General features: G+C 71.4%; 16 protein-coding genes, 8 tRNA genes and 2 pseudogenes. 12 read left to right on the top strand and 14 right to left on the bottom strand.

Going from position 1 to position 21605, the window contains the following annotated elements; genetic code table 11:
- Positions 1-4 precede the first annotated feature (4 nt).
- From ACQPY0_RS40145 to ACQPY0_RS40130, 4 genes are all read left to right on the top strand, one after another.
- Positions 5-259 (top strand): hypothetical protein, encoded by a 255-nt coding sequence (locus ACQPY0_RS40145; protein WP_432973277.1) that lies wholly within the window; start codon positions 5-7, stop codon positions 257-259.
- Positions 260-450: 191 nt separating this feature from the next.
- Positions 451-717 (top strand): Sec-independent protein translocase subunit TatA, encoded by a 267-nt coding sequence (tatA, locus tag ACQPY0_RS40140; protein WP_432973274.1) that lies wholly within the window; start codon positions 451-453, stop codon positions 715-717.
- An 80-nt stretch (positions 718-797) separates the two neighbouring features.
- Positions 798-1733: a twin-arginine translocase subunit TatC gene (gene tatC / locus ACQPY0_RS40135; RefSeq protein WP_432995554.1), complete on the top strand. Its 936-nt coding sequence runs from the start codon at positions 798-800 to the stop codon at positions 1731-1733.
- A 998-nt stretch (positions 1734-2731) separates the two neighbouring features.
- On the top strand, positions 2732-3622 hold the full coding sequence (locus ACQPY0_RS40130; RefSeq protein WP_432973271.1) for a diacylglycerol kinase: 891 nt from the start codon (positions 2732-2734) through the stop codon (positions 3620-3622).
- Between the two features lie 234 nt (positions 3623-3856).
- Here the strand turns inward: ACQPY0_RS40130 and ACQPY0_RS40125 are convergent, their stop codons facing one another.
- Both ACQPY0_RS40125 and ACQPY0_RS40120 read right to left on the bottom strand, forming a co-directional pair.
- Complete coding sequence (locus ACQPY0_RS40125; protein ID WP_432973268.1) at positions 3857-4231, bottom strand: Hsp20/alpha crystallin family protein; 375 nt, start codon at positions 4229-4231, stop codon at positions 3857-3859.
- A 123-nt stretch (positions 4232-4354) separates the two neighbouring features.
- Positions 4355-5095, bottom strand: coding sequence for an HAD family hydrolase (locus ACQPY0_RS40120; RefSeq protein ID WP_432973266.1), 741 nt, complete (start codon positions 5093-5095; stop codon positions 4355-4357).
- Between the two features lie 21 nt (positions 5096-5116).
- On the opposite strand from ACQPY0_RS40120, the pseudogene ACQPY0_RS40115 reads away from it, so the two are divergent.
- The 4 genes and pseudogenes from ACQPY0_RS40115 to ACQPY0_RS40100 all read left to right on the top strand — a co-directional run.
- Positions 5117-7064, top strand: a pseudogene (locus ACQPY0_RS40115) (DEAD/DEAH box helicase); the annotation flags it as partial.
- 77 nt (positions 7065-7141) lie between these two features.
- A pseudogene (locus tag ACQPY0_RS40110) lies at positions 7142-7882 on the top strand (DEAD/DEAH box helicase); the annotation flags it as partial.
- Between the two features lie 100 nt (positions 7883-7982).
- Complete coding sequence (locus tag ACQPY0_RS40105) at positions 7983-8924, top strand: MHYT domain-containing protein (RefSeq protein ID WP_432973263.1); 942 nt, start codon at positions 7983-7985, stop codon at positions 8922-8924.
- A 620-nt stretch (positions 8925-9544) separates the two neighbouring features.
- Complete coding sequence (locus ACQPY0_RS40100; protein ID WP_432973260.1) at positions 9545-12025, top strand: glycogen/starch/alpha-glucan phosphorylase; 2481 nt, start codon at positions 9545-9547, stop codon at positions 12023-12025.
- Between the two features lie 14 nt (positions 12026-12039).
- On the opposite strand, the gene ACQPY0_RS40095 is transcribed toward ACQPY0_RS40100, so the two are convergent.
- Both ACQPY0_RS40095 and ACQPY0_RS40090 read right to left on the bottom strand, forming a co-directional pair.
- Positions 12040-12951: a 5'-3' exonuclease gene (locus ACQPY0_RS40095; RefSeq protein WP_432973257.1), complete on the bottom strand. Its 912-nt coding sequence runs from the start codon at positions 12949-12951 to the stop codon at positions 12040-12042.
- Positions 12952-12964: 13 nt separating this feature from the next.
- Entirely contained in the window at positions 12965-13912 is a 948-nt protein-coding gene (locus ACQPY0_RS40090; protein WP_432973254.1) for an anti-sigma factor RsbA family regulatory protein, read from the bottom strand.
- 223 nt (positions 13913-14135) lie between these two features.
- Between ACQPY0_RS40090 and ACQPY0_RS40085 the strand changes: the two genes are divergently transcribed.
- The 3 genes from ACQPY0_RS40085 (at position 14136) to ACQPY0_RS40075 (ending at position 17021) form a co-directional block, all read left to right on the top strand.
- Positions 14136-15239: a M24 family metallopeptidase gene (locus ACQPY0_RS40085; protein WP_432973251.1), complete on the top strand. Its 1104-nt coding sequence runs from the start codon at positions 14136-14138 to the stop codon at positions 15237-15239.
- Positions 15240-15414: 175 nt separating this feature from the next.
- A complete protein-coding gene (locus ACQPY0_RS40080) occupies positions 15415-16551 on the top strand; it encodes an acyl-CoA dehydrogenase family protein (protein ID WP_432973248.1) in 1137 nt (378 codons plus the stop codon).
- Between the two features lie 29 nt (positions 16552-16580).
- Positions 16581-17021 carry an Lrp/AsnC family transcriptional regulator gene (locus tag ACQPY0_RS40075; protein ID WP_432973245.1) on the top strand — a complete coding sequence of 147 codons (441 nt, stop codon included), beginning with the start codon at positions 16581-16583 and terminating at the stop codon, positions 17019-17021.
- A 432-nt stretch (positions 17022-17453) separates the two neighbouring features.
- Here ACQPY0_RS40075 and ACQPY0_RS40070 read toward each other — a convergent pair whose 3' ends face one another.
- Both ACQPY0_RS40070 and ACQPY0_RS40065 read right to left on the bottom strand, forming a co-directional pair.
- A complete protein-coding gene (locus ACQPY0_RS40070; protein ID WP_432973242.1) occupies positions 17454-19133 on the bottom strand; it encodes a hypothetical protein in 1680 nt (559 codons plus the stop codon).
- 258 nt (positions 19134-19391) lie between these two features.
- A complete protein-coding gene (locus ACQPY0_RS40065; RefSeq protein ID WP_432973239.1) occupies positions 19392-20081 on the bottom strand; it encodes an HAD family hydrolase in 690 nt (229 codons plus the stop codon).
- A 36-nt stretch (positions 20082-20117) separates the two neighbouring features.
- Here ACQPY0_RS40065 and ACQPY0_RS40060 point away from each other — a divergent pair, with 36 nt between their 5' ends.
- Positions 20118-20690, top strand: coding sequence for a histidine phosphatase family protein (locus tag ACQPY0_RS40060; RefSeq protein ID WP_432973236.1), 573 nt, complete (start codon positions 20118-20120; stop codon positions 20688-20690).
- Between the two features lie 111 nt (positions 20691-20801).
- On the opposite strand, the gene ACQPY0_RS40055 is transcribed toward ACQPY0_RS40060, so the two are convergent.
- From ACQPY0_RS40055 to ACQPY0_RS40020, 8 genes are all read right to left on the bottom strand, one after another.
- Positions 20802-20872: transfer RNA gene (locus ACQPY0_RS40055), tRNA-Cys, on the bottom strand.
- Positions 20873-20887: 15 nt separating this feature from the next.
- A tRNA-Arg gene (locus tag ACQPY0_RS40050) sits at positions 20888-20960 on the bottom strand.
- A gap of 1 nt (position 20961) precedes the next feature.
- Positions 20962-21042 (bottom strand) — tRNA-Tyr (locus ACQPY0_RS40045).
- Positions 21043-21097: 55 nt separating this feature from the next.
- Positions 21098-21170: transfer RNA gene (locus ACQPY0_RS40040), tRNA-Asn, on the bottom strand.
- Between the two features lie 11 nt (positions 21171-21181).
- A tRNA-Met gene (locus ACQPY0_RS40035) sits at positions 21182-21261 on the bottom strand.
- Between the two features lie 78 nt (positions 21262-21339).
- A tRNA-Glu gene (locus ACQPY0_RS40030) sits at positions 21340-21414 on the bottom strand.
- A gap of 16 nt (positions 21415-21430) precedes the next feature.
- Positions 21431-21503, bottom strand: a tRNA-Leu gene (locus ACQPY0_RS40025).
- 11 nt (positions 21504-21514) lie between these two features.
- Positions 21515-21589 (bottom strand) — tRNA-Gly (locus tag ACQPY0_RS40020).
- Between the last annotated feature and the right edge of the window lie 16 nt (positions 21590-21605).

The following is a 21605-nucleotide window of genomic DNA, read 5'->3' as shown; positions in this document are numbered from 1 at the left end:
TCACGTGCTGTGGTGGATCTCGGGCGGTCTCGTCGTGCTCGCGCTCATCGTCCTGGTCGTCGTCGCGCTGAGCGTCATGAGCCGGCTGCGCGAGTTCGACAACGCCGCGCGGGCGATGCAGGCGCGCCTGGAGGACGGGCAGCGCCGGGTCGAACCGCGTCTGGCCGCCCTGCAGCACACGGTCGAGCAGATGATTCCGCAGCTCGAGGCGATGCAGGCCGCGCAGTCGTCCCGCCAGCCGTCCGTAGAGAACAGTTAACCAACTTTGCGGATTAACCAGGGCAAACCGCACCTTTGTCCGCTCAGGTGGTTGACGATCAGGTGGACGAGCGTCAACACTCGTCAAGACTTCAGCGGTTGGACCCTTTTCAGCTAACCCGGCCTCTGCCCTCACCCGTCAACGGTCAGTACGATGGGCGAGGCAGCTCGAATACAGTGAGGTGGCTTCACATGGGTGCAGTTAGGCCGTGGCACATCATCGTTCTGGTGGTGGTGCTGATCCTGCTGTTCGGCGCGAAGCGCCTGCCCGACGCGGCGCGTTCGCTCGGCCGCTCGATGCGGATCATCAAGGCCGAGACCAAGGGTCTCGCGGACGACGACGTCGACGCCAAGGCCGAGGCGCAGTCGGGCCGTCAGCCGCTGCAGGGCGAGATCGCGGACAACCAGCCGTCGCCGTCCCCGCGCGTCGACCCGGTTGACCACGCTCGCGAGCGCTGAGGCGCGCTCGGGTCGTGAGCATCCTCGCACGGCGGCGGGACAAGCAGCCGTCGAACTTCGAGCGCGCCGCAGAGGGTTCCATGACCCTCTTGGAGCATCTGCGGGAGCTCCGGACCAGGCTCTTCCGGGCGTCCATCGCGATCGTCCTCGGCCTCATCGTCGGCTACCTGCTGCACACTTACATCCTGCACATCCTGCAGGATCCGTATTGTTTGCTGTCCGAGAAGCAGGTCCGCCAGGCCAACAACGGCGACCTGCCCGCGGGCTGGCAATGTCAGTTCGTCGCGCTCAAGGTGACGGACCCGCTGCTGCTGACACTGAAGATTTCGCTGTACGCCGGCTTGATCCTGTCCTCGCCGTTCTGGATGTACCAGCTGTGGGCGTTCGTCGCCCCCGGCCTGCACCGCAGCGAGCGTAAGTGGGCCTACGTGTTCGCCGGCCTCGCCGCCCCGCTCTTCGCGGCCGGCGCGGTGCTGGCGTTCATCGTGGTCTCGAAGGGCCTGGAGTTTCTCATCAACTTCATGCCACCGTCGACGTCGCTTTTGCTGGAGGCGATGGCGTACGTCGACTTCGTCACCGGCATGATGCTCGTCTTCGGCGTCGCCTTCGAGTTCCCATTGGGCATCATGCTGGCCAATATCGCCGGCATCGCCACGGGTAAGCGGCTGCTGGGCTGGTGGCGCATCGCGGTGTTCGTCTTCTTCGTGTTCGCCGCCGTCGCCACCCCGACGGCCGACCCGTTCGGCATGACGTTCCTGGCCCTGTGCATGTCGGTGCTGTACTTCGGGGCGGTCATCTTCGCCCTGGTCAACGACAAGCGCCGGAACCGCAACCGCCCGTCCTACGCGGGCATCGGCGACGACGAGGTCTCCTCGCTGGACTACGATGTCGAGCCGGTCGAGGGGGCGAGCCCGATCGAGGGCTACGACCCGGTCGACGCCCCGACCCCGGTGGCGTCTCCGACCCCGGTGGAGCGCCCGCGCCCGCTGGACAGCCGCTTCGACGACATCACGTAAGCACGGTCCGCGTTGATCCGGCGCCCCTGGCCTCGCAGGCCAGGGGCGCCGGCCCGTTCCCGGCCTCCAGGTCCGACCACTCCGTGCCCGGCCATAGCGCACCCAACCGCACCGACCTCGCGCGCCACGCCCCCGTGCGCGGCAGGTCCAACTGTGCCTGTCCACCTGTCGCACGCCCGCGGCCCGGCAGGTCCAAGCGTCGAGACGCGATCTTGACGCTGCCGATCTCTCTTGGGAAGCCCGCCTGTGTCGGCCGGCCTGCCTGTGTCGGCCGGCCTGCCTGTCCCGGTCTCCTGGTCCGACCACTCCGTGTCCGGACCTGGAGCGCCCAACTGCACCGACCTCGCGGGCCGCGCCCCCGTGCGCGGCAGGTCCAACTGTGCCTGTCCACCTGTCGCACGCCCGCGGCCCGGCAGGTCCAAGCGTCGAGACGCGATCTTGACGCTGTCGATCTCTCTTGGGAAGCCCCCTGTGTCGGTCGGCCCGCCTGGCGTGACCGGCCCTGACCCTGCCCGCGCCCGTCTGCCTGGCGCGACCCGCCCCTGCGCCGGCCCGCCTCTGCGCCGGCCCGCCTCTGCGCCGGCCCGCCTCTGCGCCGGCCCGCCTCTGCGCCGGCCCGCCTCTGCGCCGGCCCGCCTCTGCGCCGGCCCGCCTCTGCCCCGGCCCGCCCCTGCGCCGGCCCGCCCGCGGCGCGGCAGGTCCGAACGCCAGAGTGCCGCCGCGTCGAGGCGAGATCTTGATCTGCCGTTCTTCTCGTATCGGATTTATATCGCGCCAGGAGATAAATCCGACATGCGAAGTATCGCCCGCTGGCCGGGATCATCGCCACGCGTGCCGGCGTCACGGGCTTCACCTTCGACGCCGGGGACGCCCGGCGGTATCGCTGATGGCCACGTCTGTGTCGACGGCCGCTTCGGGCTGTGGTGCGAGCGCCCGGCTTGTCGCGTCGGGGCGCGGCTGGTCGCTCACGGCATGGTTGAACGTTTACAGTCTGCGCCGTGAACATCGCGCTGCTCGCCAATCCCGCTGCCGGCAAGGGGCGGCGCGCCGCGTTGCTGCCCGCGGTCGTGGAGCGGCTGCGCGCCGACGGGGCCGTCGTCGAGGTGCTCGGCGGGGACAGCGCGGGCGAGGTGCGGCAGCGGGCGCACGCCGCGGTCCGGGACGGGTGCGGGGCGATTGTGGCCATGGGCGGGGACGGGACCGTACACCTCGGGCTGCAGGCCGTCGCCGGGACCGGGGTGCCGTTCGGGATCGTGCCGGCCGGGACCGGCAACGACTTCGCGGTGCGGCTCGGGCTGCCCGGCTCGCCCGTGGCCGCAGCCGGTGTGGTGGCCGACGCGCTGCGCGACGGGCGCCGGCGCGCGATCGACCTCGCCCGGCTCGAGGGCGGCGACGGCACGAGCGCATGGTTCGGGGCGGTGCTGGCGGCCGGGTTCGACGCCTTCGTCAACGAGCGGGCCAACCGGATACGGTGGCCGCGGGGTCCGCAACGGTACAACCGCGCGATCGTCGAGGAACTCCTGGCGCTCAAGCCGCGGCGATACCGGATGACCCTCGACGGCACCGCCACCGAGTTCGACTCCGTGCTCGTCGCGGTCGGCAACACCGAGAGCTACGGCGGCGGTTTCCGGATTGTTCCAGGTGCCGACCCGACAGATGGCCTCCTCGACGTTGTCGTGGCCGAGCCGCTCGGCCGCCTCACCCTCATGCGGCTGCGCCCGAAGGTGCTCAAGGGCACGCACGTGTACGACCGCCGCGTCACCACCCACCGCGCCAAGGTCGTGGAGCTGGCCGGCGCCGGCGTCACCGCGTACGCCGACGGCGAGCGGATCTGCCCGCTCCCGGTGACGATCACCTGCGTCCCGGCCGCCCTCACCCTGGCGGCCTAACCGGCGGCGCCCGCCCGTCCTCGATCGGCTCGTGCTTACACGTACTGCGGCACTTGCGCGTTTCGCCTCGCCGGACGCTCGCGGCATTTGCGGAGCTTGCGGCGTTCTCATGAGCTGGCGGGCGTCGGGGAGCGGAAGCGTAATGCGTCCCCGACGCCTGAATTGCCCGGAAACAATGTATAAGTCGGATAAGTCGTGACTCCGTCAGGAGTCGTGACTTATCCGCGCGGAAACCTAGGCGGCGTTGCGGATGCGGACCTTCACGCCGTTGGCCGAGGGCTCGGTCGAAATGTCGGACTGCTCCACGCCGTCCGGGATCGAGAAGCTGCGGCTGAACGAGGACGAGCTGGACGACGAGGACGAGAAGTGCGCGCCGGCCGCGTCGTGGCTTTCCGAGGTGCTGCCGCCGCTCGCGCCCTTGATGGTGAGGCGGCCGCCGCCGACCTGGACGTGCACGTGCGAGGGGTCGACGCCCTCGACCGTGATGACCAGGTCGTCGCCGTCGGTCGCGGTGCTCAGCCGGGCGGAGTGGGCGTGGTGCGCGGCGTTGCTCATGTCCTGCTCCAGTCGGGCCAGAGCGCTCGTGGGGTCCCAGCGGTTCAACGGCATGACGTACCTCCGCAAGAATAGCTTTGTCGTTTCCTTGCACTGTCGTCGCGGGGGAACGGCGCGACAAGCGCAGAGCCGGTGTTGCGACACTGTTTCCCGATGCGGGGGGAATCCAACCGTGTCTCAAAGCAGACGCAGGATGCCCCCGAGGCCATGTACCTTGCCCGGTTCACTCTCCGGGAGGACAAGGACACTGCAGCCGGCCGCCGCCGCGCCCGCGTCCGCGGGGGTGTCGCCGACCATGAGGGCGCGCTCCGGGTCGACGCGCAGGGCCGCGCACGCCTTCCAGAAGATCGCCGGGTCCGGCTTGGTGCGCCCGAACTCGTAGGACAGGACGAACTCGTCGACCAGGTCGGCGAAGCCCAGGTCGGCGGCGAGGGCGCGCAGGTCGAAGCCGATGTTGCTCACCACCGCCACCGGCACGCCGGCCGCGCGCAGGGCCCGCAGCGTGGGGACCGTGTCGGCGTAGAGCTCCCAGCCGTCGGCGACCAGCAGCCGGTCGTACAGCGCCGTGGCCAGCGATTCGTCGACCGTGGCGGCGAGGCCGGTGTAGCAGGCGCGGTGGGCGTCGGCCGAGAGGTCCCGGTCGGCCCACACCTCGGCCAGGTGGGCCGGCACCCGGTGCGGCTTCGGCCCACCGGCCCGGCCGGCCGTGGTGAGCCGGTCGGCGAGGACGGTCGCCCGGCCCCGGTCGAGGGTCGTGCCGATGCTCTGCGCGGCCAGGGTCACCCAGCGGACCGGGTCCTCGACCTGCGCAAGTGTCCCGTGGAAGTCCAGCAGCACCGCCTCGATCGTCCGTCGGGAGGTGAGTGACTCATCGCTTTCCGGCACGCCAGCACGATACCCATGAGCGGATCCGGGCATCTTTCGCCTAGCCTTGGGAGCGTGAGCGGTACCGAGGAGTTTGGATCCAGCCCCGCCGACCGCTACGCGGCGGCCCGTGAGCGGGCCGACAGCGCCTCGAAGCACCCGGCGCTCACCGATTTCGCCGACGGGCTCGAGTTCGACCTCGACCCGTTCCAGGCCGAGGCCTGCGCGGCCCTGGAGCGCGGCACGGGCGTGCTGGTGTGCGCCCCGACCGGCGCGGGCAAGACCGTCGTCGGTGAGTTCGCGGTGCACCTGGCGCTGGAGCAGGGGCGCAAGTGCTTCTACACGACGCCGATCAAGGCGCTGTCCAACCAGAAGTACAACGACCTCGTCCAGCGCCACGGCGTCGAGCGGGTCGGGCTGCTCACCGGGGACAACGCGATCAACGGCGACGCGCCCGTGGTGGTGATGACCACCGAGGTGCTGCGCAACATGCTCTACGCCGGCTCCGCGACCCTGCACGGCCTGTCGTATGTCGTGATGGACGAGGTGCACTACCTCGCCGACCGGTTCCGTGGCGCGGTCTGGGAAGAGGTGATCATCCACCTGCCCGAGTCGGTGACGCTCGTGTCGCTCTCGGCGACCGTCTCCAACGCCGAGGAGTTCGCTGACTGGCTCGTCACCGTGCGGGGCGAGACGTCGGTCGTGGTGAGCGAGCACCGGCCGGTGCCGCTGTGGCAGCACATGCTCGTCGGCAAGCGGATGTTCGACCTGTTCCACGACGCGGAGGCGGCGCAGAAGCACGACGTGCATCCGGAGCTGCTGCGGTACCACCGCGAGATGCTGCGGCGCGTCGAGCTGGCCGGCGGCGACCTGCGCCGCGGCAAACGCGGCCGCTGGAGCGGGCCCTACCGCCCGGAGATCGTCGAGCGGCTCGACCGTGAGGGGCTGCTGCCGGCGATCCTGTTCATCTTCAGCCGGGCCGGCTGCGACGCCGCCGTCCAGCAGTGCCTCGCCGCCGGGCTGCGGCTGACCGGCCCCGACGAGCGCGCGGAGATCCGCACCATCGTCGAGGAGCGCACCAAGCACATCCCGAGCGAGGATCTGCAGGTCCTGGGATACTGGGAGTGGCTCGACGGCCTCGAGCGCGGCCTCGCGGCCCACCACGCCGGCATGCTGCCCGCGTTCAAGGAGGTCGTCGAGGAGCTGTTCGTGCGCGGGCTGGTCAAGGCCGTGTTCGCGACCGAGACCCTGGCGCTGGGCATCAACATGCCGGCCCGCTGCGTGGTGCTGGAGCGGCTGGTCAAGTTCAACGGCGAGGCCCACGTCGACCTGACCCCGGGGGAGTACACGCAGCTGACGGGCCGGGCCGGCCGGCGCGGCATCGACGTGGAGGGCCACGCCGTCGTGGTGTGGGCGCCGGAGGTCGACCCGCGGCACGTCGCCGGGCTCGCCTCCACCCGCACGTATCCGCTGAAGTCGAGCTTCCGCCCGTCGTACAACATGGCCGTCAACCTCGTCGGCAGCGTCGGCTTCGCGGAAGCGCGCGAGCTGCTGGAGAGCTCGTTCGCGCAGTTCCAGGCGGACCGCTCGGTGGTCGGCCTGGCCCGGCAGGTGCAGCGCAACACCGAGACCATGGACACCTACGCCGGGGAGATGGCCTGCCACCTCGGCGACTTCGAGCAGTACTTCTCCATCCGGGTCGCCATCGCCGAGCGTGAGAAGGCCATCGCCCGCCAGGGCGTCCAGCAGCGCCGCGCGGCGGCCCTGGAGTCCCTGGAGCGCCTGCGCGCGGGCGACGTCATCCGCGTCCCCGCGGGGCGCCGCTCGGGCCTGGCGATCGTCATCGACCCCGGCACCGGCGGCTTCGGCGAGCCGCGCCCGCTGGTGCTCACCGAGGACCGCTGGGCCGGGCGCATCTCCGGCGCCGACTTCACCGCCCCCGTCGAGCCGCTCGGCCGGGTCCGGGTGCCGCGCCAGTTCAACTACCGCTCCGCCCAGGACCGCCGCGACCTCGCCGCCCAGCTGCGCCGGGTCGAGTTCGCCCCACCCGAGCGCGGCCAGGCCGGCCGGGCCCGCAACAGTGCCGCCGCCGACGACCACGAGCTGGACTCGCTGCGCGCGTCGCTGCGCCGCCACCCCTGCCACCGCTGCCCCGAGCGCGAGGAGCACGCCCGCTGGGCCGAGCGGCGCTGGCGCCTGGAGCGCGACACCGAGGGCCTGCGGGGCAAGGTCGCGAGCCGCACGGGCTCCCTCGCGCGCACCTTCGACCGCGTCTGCGGGCTGCTCACCGACCGCGGATACCTCACCGAGGCCGGCGGGGTCAGCGACGCGGGCCGCATGCTCGCCCGGATCTGGTCCGAGACCGACCTGCTCGTCGCCGAGTGCCTGCGCCGCGGGCTGTGGGACAAGCTCGGCCCGGCGGAGCTCGCCGCCGCGGCCAGCGTTCTGGTCTACGAGGCGAGGCGAGAAGCGGAAGACCGGGCGTCCGTACCCCGGGGAGAGATCAACGACGCGATCGACGCGACCCTCAAGCTGTGGGCCGACCTGCGCGAGGACGAGGACTCGCGCGGCCTGTCGCTGACCCGTGAGCTAGATCTCGGCTTCGTCTGGCCGATGTACCGCTGGGCCCGCGGCGAGTCGCTCACCAAGGTGCTCGGCAGCGTCCACGGCCTTGAGGGCGACATGCCCGCCGGCGACTTCGTGCGCTGGTCACGCCAGGTCCTCGACCTGCTCGGCCAGCTCGCCGACGCCGCCGGCGCGCCCGAACCGGTCCGCCGCACCGCCCGCCAGGCGATGACCGCCGTGACACGCGGCGTCCTGGCATACAGCGTCATGGGATGACTACCGAGCGATTTTTCCGTTCCCGCGGGTGATGCGGATTAGAAAAAAACGTTCGGATCCGCAATGATGCTTTTCGCCGTGGCACCGGTTGGAGGGCACAGTGGGTCAGCTGCACCATTTCACGTACGGCGCGATCACACCGATCTTCGCCTTCGCCATGTCATTCCTGGGCTCCCTGCTGGGACTGGTGAGCACGGCCCGGGCCCGCATCGCCACGGACACCCGCCGCCGCGCCTGGCTGCTGGTGCTGGCCGCCTGGTCGATCGGCGGCACCGGCATCTGGGTCATGCATTTCATGGCCATGGTCGGCTTCAGCGTCCAGGACAGCCCGCTGCGCTTCGACGTGCCGATCACCATCGCGAGCTTCTTCATCGCCGTCATCACCGTCGGCGTGGGCCTGTTCATCGTGGGCCTGGGCCAGCCGAAGCTGTGGAAGGTCCTCGTCGGCGGTCCGATCACCGGCGTGTCGGTCGCGTTCATGCACTACACGGGCATGAACGCGATGAACGTCAACGGCACGTTCGAGTACAAGACCAACCTCTACATCGCCTCGTACGTCATCGCGATCGTCGCCGCCACCGTCGCCCTGTGGTTCACCCTGGTCGTGCGCGGCATGATCGCCACGGTCGCCGCCGCGGCGGTCATGGGCGTCGCGGTCTGCGGCATGCACTACACCGGCATGTACGCGATGGAGGTCCACCTCGGCCACACCGGCGAGGCCGTCCACGGCGTCGACGTGAACTGGTTCCTGGCCCCGATCGTGCTGTTCGTCCTGGTCGTGGTGATCGCCCTGGCCAGCGCCGTGATGGCGGTCCCGTCGGAGCGCGAACAGGCCGAGGCGGCCGCCGTCCGCGACAAGATCGCCGCCGGCCAGGCCATCCGCGCCGCGTCGGGCCCGGTCTTCGGCGGCGGCTCGGCCGCGAGTGGCGGCACGCTGGGTGGCGGCTCCCCGACGCAGGGCGGCAAGGCGCCGGGCCAGGCCTTCGCGGCCCGCGCGGCCAACGGCATCGCCGACGCCCGCCGCATGCGCAACAACAAGTAGCCCCCGCGGCGGCCTCGCCGCCATGTGCGTCCTACGCGACCGGTACCCGATGTTTCGGGACCGGTCGCTGGTCGTTTCGGGCTTGTCCGATATGCCGGGCGCTTCGCGCCGCTTCGCTGCCGGCATATCGGATTTTTCGCCTGTCGGGGTATGAAATACGGTAAGGGATATTGGCGAGCCGAGTTATGGTCCCGCGGTCATTTCCGTCATTTCAGTATTGGCGCGATATGTAGGACGTGCCACGGTGCCGTAAATGTCGGACTATTCGTTGGGCGGGGCCGAGAGCATGCGTGGGTGCGTGGCGGGGCTTTCCGTGCGCGCCTGTCGCCGTGGTGGGCCGGCATGGGTGGGTATCGAGCCCGTTGCGGCCCGGCGATTGCCGTTCCGGGCGGCGGCGCGAACGCTTGCGTCGCCGGGCGATGCGTGCTTGCCGCCGTGGTGGGCCGGCGTCGACCGGTCAGCGCTCCAGGTGGCGGTACGAAGCCCGGCTTCGCGGGGCGGCGCCGGACAGGGATCGGCGGGCCGGCCGAACTCTGGTGAAACGCCGGTTGCCCGGCTGGACAGCTGACAGAGCGGGTGAATTCACGCGATCGGGTGCTGGGGCGCGGGATACTTGGTCGGTGACCGAAGACGCCCGGCCTCGCCCCAGGATGCGCTCCGTTGGTAGCACGCTCGAGGAGTTCGAACAGGATCTCATCAGCAACCTGTACTTCCAACGCGGCACGACCCTGGAGTCGGCCAGCGGCTCCGACGGATACCAGACGCTCGCGCTCACCGTGCGGGACCGGCTCGTCGAACGCTATGCCCGCACGGCCGCCGCGCACTACGAGGCCAACCCCCGGTTCGTGTACTACCTCTCGGCCGAGTACCTGTTCGGGCGGCAGCTGCGGCAGAACCTGCTCTACACCGACACCGAGCGGTTCGCGCGGCCGATCGCGCAGCGGCTCGGGGCCGGCCTGGAGGACCTGGAGGCGTTCGACGTCGAGCCGGGGCTGGGCAACGGCGGGCTCGGGCGGCTCGCCGCGTGCCTGCTCGACTCCATGGCCACGCTGGACATTCCGGCGGTCGGTTACGGCATCCGGTACGAGTTCGGGATCTTCAAGCAGGCGTTCCGCGACGGGGCGCAGGTCGAGCGGCCCGACGACTGGACGTTCTACGGCAACCCGTGGGAGTTCCCGGCGCCGGACGATCGGCAGGTGATCGGGTTCTACGGCACCACCGCGCCCGCGCTCGACGACCCCAGCGGGCTGCGGCGGCAGTGGACGCCCGGCGAGACGGTGCGGGGGGAGCCCAGCCACATGCTCGTGCCGGGATACGGCACGCAGACCGTCAACATCGTCCGCCTGTGGCAGGCGCGGGCCAGCCGCGAGTCGTTCGACCTGTCGCGCTTCGGTGCCGGGCAGTACAAGGAGGCCGTCGAGGACATCACGGCCGCCGAGAACATCTCCAAGGTGCTGTATCCCGACGACAGCACCGAGCAGGGGCGTGAGCTGCGCCTGAAGCAGCAGTACTTCCTCGTCGCGTGCTCCCTGCGCGACATCATCCGCCGATACCGCCTGCGCAACTCCGGCTGGGACGCGTTCCCGGCGAAGGTCGTGATCCAGCTCAACGACACGCACCCGGTCATGGCCGTCACCGAGCTGATGCGGCTGCTGGTCGACGAGTACCGGCTGGACTGGGACCTGGCGTGGTCGATCACCCGGCGCACGTTCAACTACACCTGCCACACGCTGCTGCCCGAGGCGCTGGAGACCTGGCCGGTGGCGCTGCTGGAGCGGCTGCTGCCCCGGCACATGGAGATCATCTACGCGATCAACTACTTCTTCCTGCAGGAGGTCGCGGCGACGTACCCGGGCGACCCGGACCGCCTCCGCCGGCTGTCGATCATCCAGGAGGAGCCGGAGAAGCGGGTGCGGATGGCGCACCTGGCGGTCGTCGGCTCCACCGCCGTCAACGGCGTCGCCGAACTGCACACGAAGCTGCTCACCGAGACGACGCTGCACGACTTCGCCGAGCTGTGGCCGCAGAAGTTCCACAACGTCACCAACGGCGTCACGCCCCGGCGGTTCGTGCGCATGGCCAACCCGCGCCTGTCCGGCCTCATCAGCGAGCGGCTCGGCGACGAGCGGTGGCTCACCGACCTCGACCGGCTCGACGGGCTCGTGAACGCGGCCGACGACCCGGGGTTCCTGGGGCGGTGGCGCGAGGTGAAGCGGGCCAACAAGACCGACCTCGCGGCGCTGGTGGAGAAGTCGACCGGGGTGGTGATCGACCCCGGCGCGCTGTGCGACGTGATGATCAAGCGCTTCCACGAGTACAAACGGCAGCATTTGAAGCTGCTGCACGTCATCACGCTGTTCAACCGGATCCGGGACAACCCGGACCTCGACGTCGTGCCCCGCACGGTGCTGTTCGGCGGCAAGGCGGCGCCGGGGTACCACGCGATGAAGCTGCTGATCCGGCTCGTCAACGCCGTCGCGGACGCGGTCAACACCGACCCGGTGGTCTCACGGCACCTCAAGGTCGTGCTCCTGCCGGACTACAACGTCACCCGGGCGCAGGTGATCATCCCGGCCGCCGACGTGTCCGAGCAGATCTCCCTCGCCGGCAAGGAGGCGTCGGGCACCGGCAACATGAAGCTCGCGCTCAACGGGGCGGTCACGATCGGCACCCTCGACGGGGCGAACATCGAGATCCGCGAGCGGGTGGGGCCGGAGAACTTCTTCCTGTTCGGCCTCGACGCGCGGCAGGCCACCGACTTGCGCCAGCACTACAACCCGCGGTCGTACTACGAGAGCGACCCCGAGCTGCGCGCGGCCATCGACACGATCGCGCACGGCGTCTTCGCCAAGGGCGACCGGACCCTGTTCGCGCCCGTGGTCGAGGCGATGCTCGGCCGCGACGAGTACCTCGCGCTCGCCGACTACCGGTCGTATCTGCAGTGCCAGGAGCGCGTCGAGCAGGCGTGGCGGGACCAGGACGCCTGGGCGCGCATGTCGATGCTGAACGCGGCCCGGTGCGGCTTCTTCTCCTCCGACCGGACCGTCCGCGACTACTGCGACCTGATCTGGCGCGTCGACCCCGTGCGGGTCTCGGGCTGAGGGGCGTTCGCGACTCAGTTCGCGGCCAGTGCGTCGATGATCCGCTTCGTGGCGCCGGCCAGGCCCCAGCGCTCCGCCAGGGCGATGAGCGCGTCGGGGTCGGCCGGCGCGGACGGCAGCTTGGTCTCCAGATTCGCCAGCGGCACGGCGCGGGAGACGGCGACGACCTCGCGGGCGCGGGCGAGGTATTCCCGGCCGGCGATCAGCTTCGCCCGCAGGCCCGGCGCGAAGCCCGACGCCGGGTCGTCCAGCGCGGCCAGGATCGCGTCGAGGCCGCCGTAGCGGTCCACGAGCCGGGCTGCGGTCTTCTCCCCGACGCCGGCGACGCCGGGCAGGCCGTCGCTCGGGTCGCCGCGCAGGGCCGCGAGGTCCGCGTAGCCGGCCGCCGGCACGCCGTACTTCCCGTGCAGCCCGGCGTCGTCGAGCACCTCGAGCTTGGCGACGCCGCGCCCGCAGTAGAGCACCCGCACGGGCTTGGCGTCGTCGATGACCTGGAACAGGTCCCGGTCACCGGTGGCCACCTCGACCGGGCCGGGCTCGCGGTAGGCGAGGGTGCCGATGACGTCGTCGGCCTCGAAGTCGGGCGCGCCGACCGCGGTGATGCCGAGCGCGGCGAGGAACTCGAGGATCACCGGCACCTGCGCCGCGAGCGCGTCGGGCACCTCCTCGCCGCCGGCCGGGGTGAGGCGGTGCGCCTTGTACGACGGCAGCAGCGCCACCCGCCACGCCGGGCGCCAGCTCTCGTCGAGGCAGCAGACCATCCGATCCGGGCGCCGGCCACGGATGAGGGTCGAGAGCATGTCCAGGAAGCCGCGCACGGCGTTGACCGGCGTGCCGGCCGGGGCCTTCGCGGCGGCCTCGGGCACGCCGAAGTACGCGCGGAAGTAGAGGCTGGCGGAGTCGATCAGCAGCAGGGGGCGGTCCACCGGCCCAGATTACTCAGCGCAGCACGTGTATGCGTGCCGTGGTGCCGGTCGGGCTGGCGTGTCGCTGCACGAGGTCGGCCAGGTAGTGCACCATCACCAGGCCGCGGCCCCGGCCGTGCGGCGGGCGGAGGCGGCCGATCATCACGTCGGTGAAGTGGCCGAAGTCGCGGACCTCGCAGACCACGCGGGTCGTGTCGTGCCAGGTGCGCAGGGTCCCTGACCCGCCACCGTGCTGGATGCTGTTGGTGGCCAGCTCGTTGACGGCGCTCTGCAGGTCGACGATCCGCTCCGGCGGCAGGCCGGCGTCGAGCCCGGCCTCGGCGACCCGGCGGCGCACCTCGACCAGGCTCTCCAGCTCGAAGCGCAGCGTGGTGGCCCCGGCCGGCGGCTCGGAGAGGGGCACGTTGGCGTCGTCGTTGGCGCCGTAGGGGTCGTAGGTCCCGCTCGGGTAGCGCCCGTTGTCGTCGAGCATGACCGGGTGGGTGCGGTGCGCGTCGTCGATCGTGCGCCGGTCGAGGCGGGCGAGATCGTACGCGCACAGGATGGTCGCATCGCGCCCGGCCAGCGCCACGTTGATCATCGCCTCGTGCTGCACGCAGGCCGGATACTCCTCGGCGGTGCGGCCCGGCCACATCGGCTGGCCGATGATGCGGACCCGGCGGCCGGGGTGCTCGTCCATGAACCGGCAGATCACCCACGGGATGATCCGGCCCGGGTTGCGCCCGGACCTGGTCAGGTCGAGGAACTCGACGCCCTCGGCGAACGCGCCGAGCCGCTCCCGCAGCAGGGTCACGTTGCGTGGCGTGGCGGCGACGACGGTCGGCTCGTCGAGGGAGAATCCCTCGTAGATGAACTTCATCGTGCCGTCGAGGAAGCCCACGATGCCCTCATAGAGCAACGCCTCGTGGACGAACGGGTCGGCGACCCGTTCGCTCGGCGTCGGCGCGCTGGGGCGGCTCATGAGGAAGCGTGGCTCATCTCGGTTCGGCGACAGCCTCGATGCGGCCTTGTTCGAGGGGGTGTTGTTGAAGTCGTTCTCTACTTACTCAACTGACAGCTTACTTACTCAACTATCGCCCTCAGACTACGCCATGATCCGCTGTCGGACACCCATCCGGTGGCCCGTGCCCCGCACACGGGCCCCGTGGGGCACGCAAAACAAAACGACCGTTAAGATTGTGTGTGTGGAGTTGTACTCTCCGGACCGCCTCGAGGCCGCCCGGCGGGCCGCCGCCGAGGCCGGCCTCGACGCCCTGCTCATCTCGCCCAGCGCCGACCTGCGCTACCTGACCGGCTACGACGCGCACGCGCTGGAGCGGCTCACGCTGCTTGTGCTGCCGGCCGACGGCGAGGCGACCCTCATCGTCCCGCGGCTGGAGCGCCCCGCGGCTGAGGCCTCACCCGCGGAGTCCGTCGGAGTCCGGCTGGTCGACCACGCGGACGGCACGGACCCGTTTGGCATCGTCCGCGACCTGCTCGGCGGCCGGGTCAAGACCGTCGGGCTCGGCGACCGCATGTGGGCCGAGCAGGTGCTCGCCCTGCGCGACGCGCTGCCGGAGGCCGAGCAGGCCCTGGCCGGGGCGGTGCTGCGCGGCCTGCGGCTGCGCAAGAGCCCGGCCGAGATCGAGGCGCTACGCCGGGCCGGCCGGGCCATCGACGCCGTGCACGAGCGGATGGGGGAGTGGCTGCGGCCGGGGCGGACCGAGGCGGAGGTGGCCGCGGACATCGCCGCCGGCATCCGCGAGGCCGGGCACGCCACGGTCGAGTTCACCATCGTCGCCGCCGGGCCCAACGGCGCCAGCCCGCACCACGGCGTCTCCGACCGGGTGATCCGCGCGGGTGAGCCGGTCGTGGTCGACATCGGCGGGAAGATGCCCGACGGCTACTGCTCCGACTCCACCCGCGTCTACTGCGTCGGCGAGCCGCCCGCGGACTTCGCCGCCTACTACGCCGTGCTGCACGAGGCCCAGCGCGCCGCGGTCGCGGCCGTGCGCCCCGGCGTCACCTGCGAGTCCGTCGACGCCGCCGCCCGCGACCGCATCGCCGGGGCCGGGCACGGCGAGCACTTCCTGCACCGCACCGGCCACGGCATCGGCCTCGACGGGCACGAGGACCCCTACATCGTGACCGGCAACGACACCCCGCTCGAGCCCGGCATGGCCTTCTCCATCGAGCCCGGCATCTACCTCGCCGGCCGCCACGGCGCCCGGATCGAGGACATCGTCGTGTGCACCACCAGCGGCGCCGAGCGGCTCAACACCATCGACACCGAGCTGGTGATCCTATGAGCGGTACGGAGCGGAGCGGAGTGGCCGCTCATCGGAAGTGCAGGGGTTTCAGGCCTGTCCCGGAGCGGAGCGGAGGGGCTGGTCTGAGCGGTACGGAGCGGAGCGGAGTGGCCGCTCATCGGAAGTGCAGGGGTTTCAGGCCTGTCCCGGAGCGGAGCGGAGGGGAGGGGCTGGCATGAGCGTCGACCGTCCGTTCCTGAGCGAGGAGGGCGCCGCCCTCGTCGGGCTGGTACGCGAGATCGCCGACGGGGAGCTGGCGCCGCGCGTGGACGATTACGAGGCGCAGCGGCGCTTCCCCCGCGAGCTGTTCAAGCTCCTCGGCCGCGCCGGGCTGCTCGGCCTGCCCTACTCCGAGGAGTTCGGCGGCGGCGGGGTGCCGTATGAGCTCTACCTGCAGGTCCTCGAGGAGATCGCGGCGCGCTGGCTCGCGGTCGCCGAGGGCGTCTCCGTGCACAGCCTCGCCTGCTACCCGCTGGCCGCCCACGGCACCGACGTGCAGCGCAAGAAGCACCTGCCCGACATGCTCGGTGGCGAGCTGCTCGGCGCCTACTGCCTCTCCGAGCCGCACAGCGGCTCCGACGCGGCCGCCCTGAAGACCCGCGCCGAGCTCGGCCCGGCCGGCTACGTCGTCACCGGCACCAAGGCGTGGATCACCCATGCCGGCCAGGCCGACTTCTACGACGTCTTCGTGCGCACCGGCGGGCCGGGCGCGTCGGGCATCTCGTGCTTGCTCGCCGACGCGGCCACCCCTGGCATCGCGGCGCAGACCCCGGAGAAGACCATGGGCCTGCGCTCCTCGACCGTCGCCCAGGTCGCGTTCGACGGCGCGGTCGTCGGCGCCGACCGGCTCATCGGCGAGCCCGGGTCCGGGTTCAGGATCGCGTTGAACGCCCTGGACGGCGGCCGGCTCGGCATCGCCGCCTGCGCGGTCGGGCTGTCCCAGGCCGCGCTGGACTACGCGGCCGCCTACGCCCGCGAGCGCGAGCAGTTCGGCCGGCCCATCGCCGAGTTCCAGGGCGTCGGGTTCATGCTCGCCGACATGGCCACCCAGATCGCCGCCGCCCGGGCGCTGTATCTTTCCGCCGCCCGCCTGCGCGACGCCGGCCGGCCGCACACCGCGGAGGCGGCCAAGGCCAAGCTGTTCTGCACCGACACCGCCATGCGGGTCACCACCGACGCCGTGCAGGTTCTGGGCGGCGCCGGCTACGTGTCCGACCACCCCGTGGAGCGCTACATGCGCGAGGCGAAGGTGCTGCAGATCTTCGAGGGTACCAACCAGATCCAGCGCCTCGTGATCTCCCGATCCCTGTAACCGGTTGCGGGGCACGCTAGGGTTCGATCGTGGAAGAGACCGATCGCGCGATCGTGGCGGCGCTGGCCGCCGACGGCCGCCTGTCCTACACCGACCTGGCCGAGCGGGTCGGGCTGTCGGTGTCGGCGGTGCACCAGCGGGTGCGCCGGCTCGAGCAGCGCGGCGTAATCAAGGGCTACACCGCGCGGGTCGACCACGACGCGCTCGGCCTGTCGATGACCGCCTTCGTCGCGATCCGCCCCCTCGACCCGTCGCAGCCCGACGACGCCCCCGATCGGCTGGCGAAGCTGCCGCAGATCGAGTCGTGCTACTCGGTGGCCGGCGAGGACTTCTACATGCTGCTGGTGCGCGTGGCGAACCCGCTCGCCCTGGAGCGGCTGCTGCAGGAGATCCGCTCCGCCGCCAACGTCACCACCCGCACCACCGTCGTGCTCTCCACCCCCTACGAGCACCGGCCTAGTGTCGCGTGATCCTGGTTGTGTTATGCCGGGTCGGTCGTTGATCCTGGCGCCATGCTGACCGACGCCCGGACCGCGGAGCTGCGGGGCAGTGATCAACAGCCGGGATGTATCGGCTGGCCTGGAAGACGGCTTCCCATGCCGCGCCCCGCGAACAGGTCCCGGCCGCGGTCCGAGCCCGGATCCCGGCGTTGACCCGGGCCACGCGGTCGGGTGGAGACCGGACTGTCGCATTGGTCGAGCCTGCAGCGTCCACATATCCCAAACGCACCGAGAGCCCGTCGCCGACCGGCAGAAGCTGGCTGAACATGATCGAGATCTGGTCCGGGATGACACCGGAGGCCGTATGGCCCTATATTGGTCGACGTGACGGCAGCAGGATCGGTGCGGCGGCACGGCCCGAACAAGGTGATGCCATGGCGGTATGAGGGTCCAATGTCAGTGTTACGGCTGCCGCTGGATGTCCATGATCCGGGGGTGCGGCGGCATGTGGAGCGGGTGTTCGCGGCGGTGTTCGCGGTGCGGCGGGCAGTCCAGCGCGACGCCCGCGCCAAGGTAGATGCGTACTGGGCAGCGCACCGCGCGCGAGCCGTTGCCAGTCCGGCTGCGGTGCGGGATCGGCTGGGGTTGACCCGGACGGGACTGGAGTATGCCGCGTACCGACACCTGGACCGTGCCCCGCACCTGCGCCGCTACTGCACGAAAGCCGTGGCGATGCATGTCGCTGACGGTGTGTGGCAGGCCGTGGACCGGCACCTGTTCCCCGACGCGGCCGGGCGCCGGCACGGCCGGCCGAAGGTCGGTGGCTGGTGGGCGTTCGGGCGTATTCCGGGGCGGGCGCGTTCGCATACCAGGGCGCGGAAGTGGGAGACGTTCCGTCTGGCCGGGACCTTGGTGGGGCATGACGCGGTGTTCGACCGGGCCGGGCGGTTGTGGCAGCCACGGCGGATGCCCGCCGTCACCCCCACCGCCGGCGGACAGCCGGTGCGGTCGTGGTGGGACCACGACGGCCCCCTCGCCGTCGTGCTGACCGGCACCGGCGCCCGGGACCTGGCGCTGCCGGTCCGCCTCCCGCAGGGTCCGGGCCGCCGGCCGGTACTCGAGCACTACCTCGCCGACCCGCGCCGCTGGCACAAGATCGACCTGGTCCGGTATCGCGACCCGGGCGCACTGGGTGGGTGGCGCTACGAGGCGCACCTGATGATCCTCGCCCCCGGCTACACCTCCCCGACCGTCGTGGCCCGCCGGCAGGCGGCCGCGGCCCTGCACCGGCGCGGCGGCGTCGATGTCAACGTGTCCAACCTGGCCGTCGTCTCCGTCCCGGTCGACGGTGGTGGCGGGGTGCGCGCCACACAGATCACGAAGACTGGCGCCGATGCGGACCGTCTCGCGGCGGAACGGTTGCGGCAGCGGCGGCGTGACCGCGCCCTGCAACGCTCCCGCCGCGCCACCAACCCCACCCAATACCGGCTCTCGCCCCGGCAACAGCAACGGGCGCAGCGCCGCAACGCTGCCGGCCTGCCTCCCGTGCAGGTGCCAGTGCCGGGCGGCGCCCGTGTCGCCAACACGGCGGGTATCCCGGTGCAGGCGTACCACCGCGACCAACTCTCGGCTGGTTATCAGCGGTTGCGTGCCCAGGCCGCCGCCGACGGAGCCGCCCGCACTCAAGCCGGACACGCCCGCGCCCGGACCGCCGCCGCCAGCATCGTGGCTACCCACGGCGCGAACCTGGTCGCCGAGGCCGGTGACCTGCGGGTGTGGGCACGGCGGTGGGGCCGCGGCATCCACGCCTTCACCCCCGGCACGCTGCTGGCCGCCGTCGACCGGGAAGCTGCCAAGGTCGCGGCCCTGGCCGATGGCGGGCTGGTCCGGGCCGCCACCCGGCACACCGCCTGGACCCAACGCTGCCTGTGCGCCGCCCGCGTCCCCAAACAGCTGCATCACCGCCGTCACACCTGCCCACAGTGTGGCCTGACCGGCGACCGGGACCTCGTCGCCGCCCTCGTCGGCGCGCACACCGTGCTCACCGACCCAGCCGTGCCCGGCACCGCCCGGGTGGATTGGGTCGCCGCGCAGACCACCCTCGCCGCCCACGGAGTGGATGCCATCAACGAAGGGCTGCAAGGAGCCCTGCTCGAGTCAAGCGGACACCACCGCCCCGACCGGCACCCAACCGGTGCCCGGCCGCGGCGGCCGCAGCGCAGCACCAGCCACCCCACCCAGGATGGACGGTGCCGGCGTGCTCGGCGAACTACCGGAACGACGCCCTCGACAACCCCGGACCAGACCTGCACCCCAAGATGCGGGACCACACCGGAACGACGAGACGCACAACCCGGACTGTTCCACAACCCGGACACCAAACCCGAGTATGAACAGGCCTTAGCCTGCGGCCGTCCTGATCGCCTCCCGGACCCGGGCGGTGTCGGCGAGGTCGTCGAGGGCCACGTGGGCGCCGGCCGCCTCCAGGGTCGCGCGGGTGTACCGCCCGGTGGCCACGCCGACCACGCCGACCCCGGCCGCCAGCGCCGCGCCCACGTCTTCGGGCGTGTCGCCGACGAGCACGATCCGGTCGAAGTGCCGGTTGTGCCGGGCGTGGCTGTTGCGCCGGGCGATCGCCACCAACTCGGCCCGCACCTCGTGGCTCCAGCCGTAGGCGCCGGCCTCGAGGTCGAGATAGCCGGTCAGCCCGAACGGCCCGAGCTTCACCTCGGCGATGCGCCGCACGTTGCCGGTCAGCAGCGACTGCACGGTCTCGGCCGCCACGGCGGCGAGCGCGTCGGCGGCCCCGGCCAGCGCCCGCCCGCGCGCGGGCAGCAGGTGCGCGAGCGCGTCGAAGGCGATCTCGGCGCCTTCGCGCAGGTCCTCCAGGTGCGGCTCGGTCACCGGCACCCCGTTGAGGCGCAGCATGTCGGCCGCGATGGCCCGGTCGGTCCGCCCGGCCATCGGCGGCTGATGCACCACCGGGGTGCCGAAACGCCGCAGGAACGCCAGGTCGTACGCCTCCCGCCCCAGCCCGTCCACGTCGACCAGCGTGTGGTCCACATCCCAGAGCACCAGAACCCCGTCCACTCGGTGCAGCGTAGTCGCAACGGGCACAATGTGGTGATGGGTGAGATCGTGGTCGTACGGCACGGGCAGACCGAGTGGAGCGCCGCCGGCCGGCACACCTCCACGACCGACGTGGACCTCACGCCCGAGGGCGAGGAGGGGGCGCGGGTGCTGAGCCGGGCCCTGGCGCACCGCTCGTTCGTCGCGGTCGTGAGCAGCCCCCGGCGGCGTGCGCTGCGCACCGCGGAGCTCGCCGGCCTCGTCGTCACCGAGGTCGACAACGATGCCGTGGAGTGGGACTACGGGGCGTACGAGGGGCGCACCTCGGCCGAGATCCAGGCGGAGGCGCCGGGCTGGAGCCTGTGGTCGGACGGCTGCCCGGACGGGGAATCGCCGGAGCAGGTCACGGACCGGCTCGACCGGTTCATCGCGAAGCTGCGCCCGATGCTGGCGCTCGGCGACGTGGCGGTGGTGGGCCACGGGCACGCGTCGCGCTCGCTGGCGGCCCGGTGGCTGGTGCAGCCGGTCGCGTTCGGCGCGCACCTGACCCTGGGCACGTCGACCGTCTCGGTGCTCGGCCACGAGCACGACATCCCGTCGCTGCGGATGTGGAACTCGCCGCCTGTCTGAAGCGTCGCAGGCCCCGGTGTCGATCCGGGCACTCCGCCCTTATGAGGGGCGGCCGAGCAGCCGACGCTCAGCCTGCGGTGTGGACAGTCCACAGTGGATGGCACGATTGCGAGACCGCAGCCGGATTCGAACCGGCGTACACCGCTTTGCAGGCGGCTCCCTCACCGCTCGGGCATACGGTCGCGGCGGAGCTGACGCGCCCCCGGCTGGACTCGAACCAGCGGCCTCCAGGTTCGGAACCTGGTGCTCTGTCCGCTGAGCTACGAAGGCGTGCGGGCGGAGGGATTCGAACCCCCTCAGCGAAGCAACTGGTTTACAGCCAGCCCCGACTCTCCAGCGTCGGCGCGCCCGCGTGCGGGACCGGCCGGCCCCCGTAAGAACGCGGCCGGTCCCTGATGGTGTTACGGCTCCGGTGCCCGGATTCGAACCGGGACCTTGACGGTTAACAGCCGTCTGCCCTGCCGGTTGGGCGACACCGGAACGTCGTGACGTGGTGGCAGGGGCGGGATTTGAACCACGCGATCTCCGGCTTATGAGGCCGGCGAGGACGACCGATCTCCTCTACCCTGCAAGTGCGCCACCGGGGAGTCGAACCCCGAACTCACCGACGAAGAGTCGGTCGCTCTACCGTTGAGCCAGCGGCACATCGAAGCGCGGACGGGACTCGAACCCGCACTGTTCCTGGGTGAAAACCAGGTGACTCTCCCAATTCGTCCACCGCGCCAGGCTGTGATCGTGCGTGCCCCCGGCGCGATTCGAACGCACACCGTCGGCGTCCTCAACGCCGTGCCTCTGCCGTTGGGCTACGAGGGCATGTTGATACGAGCGGCAGCCGGGACTCGAACCCGGGACCTTCGCCATGGCGAGGCGATGCTCTGGCCTGACTGAGCTACAACCGCGTGGGTGGTTCCATCG

The sequence above is a fragment of the Dactylosporangium sp. CA-233914 genome, from assembly GCF_050942935.1.
Lineage (GTDB): Bacteria > Actinomycetota > Actinomycetes > Mycobacteriales > Micromonosporaceae > Dactylosporangium.
This window is presented reverse-complemented; position numbering and strand designations above follow the sequence as displayed.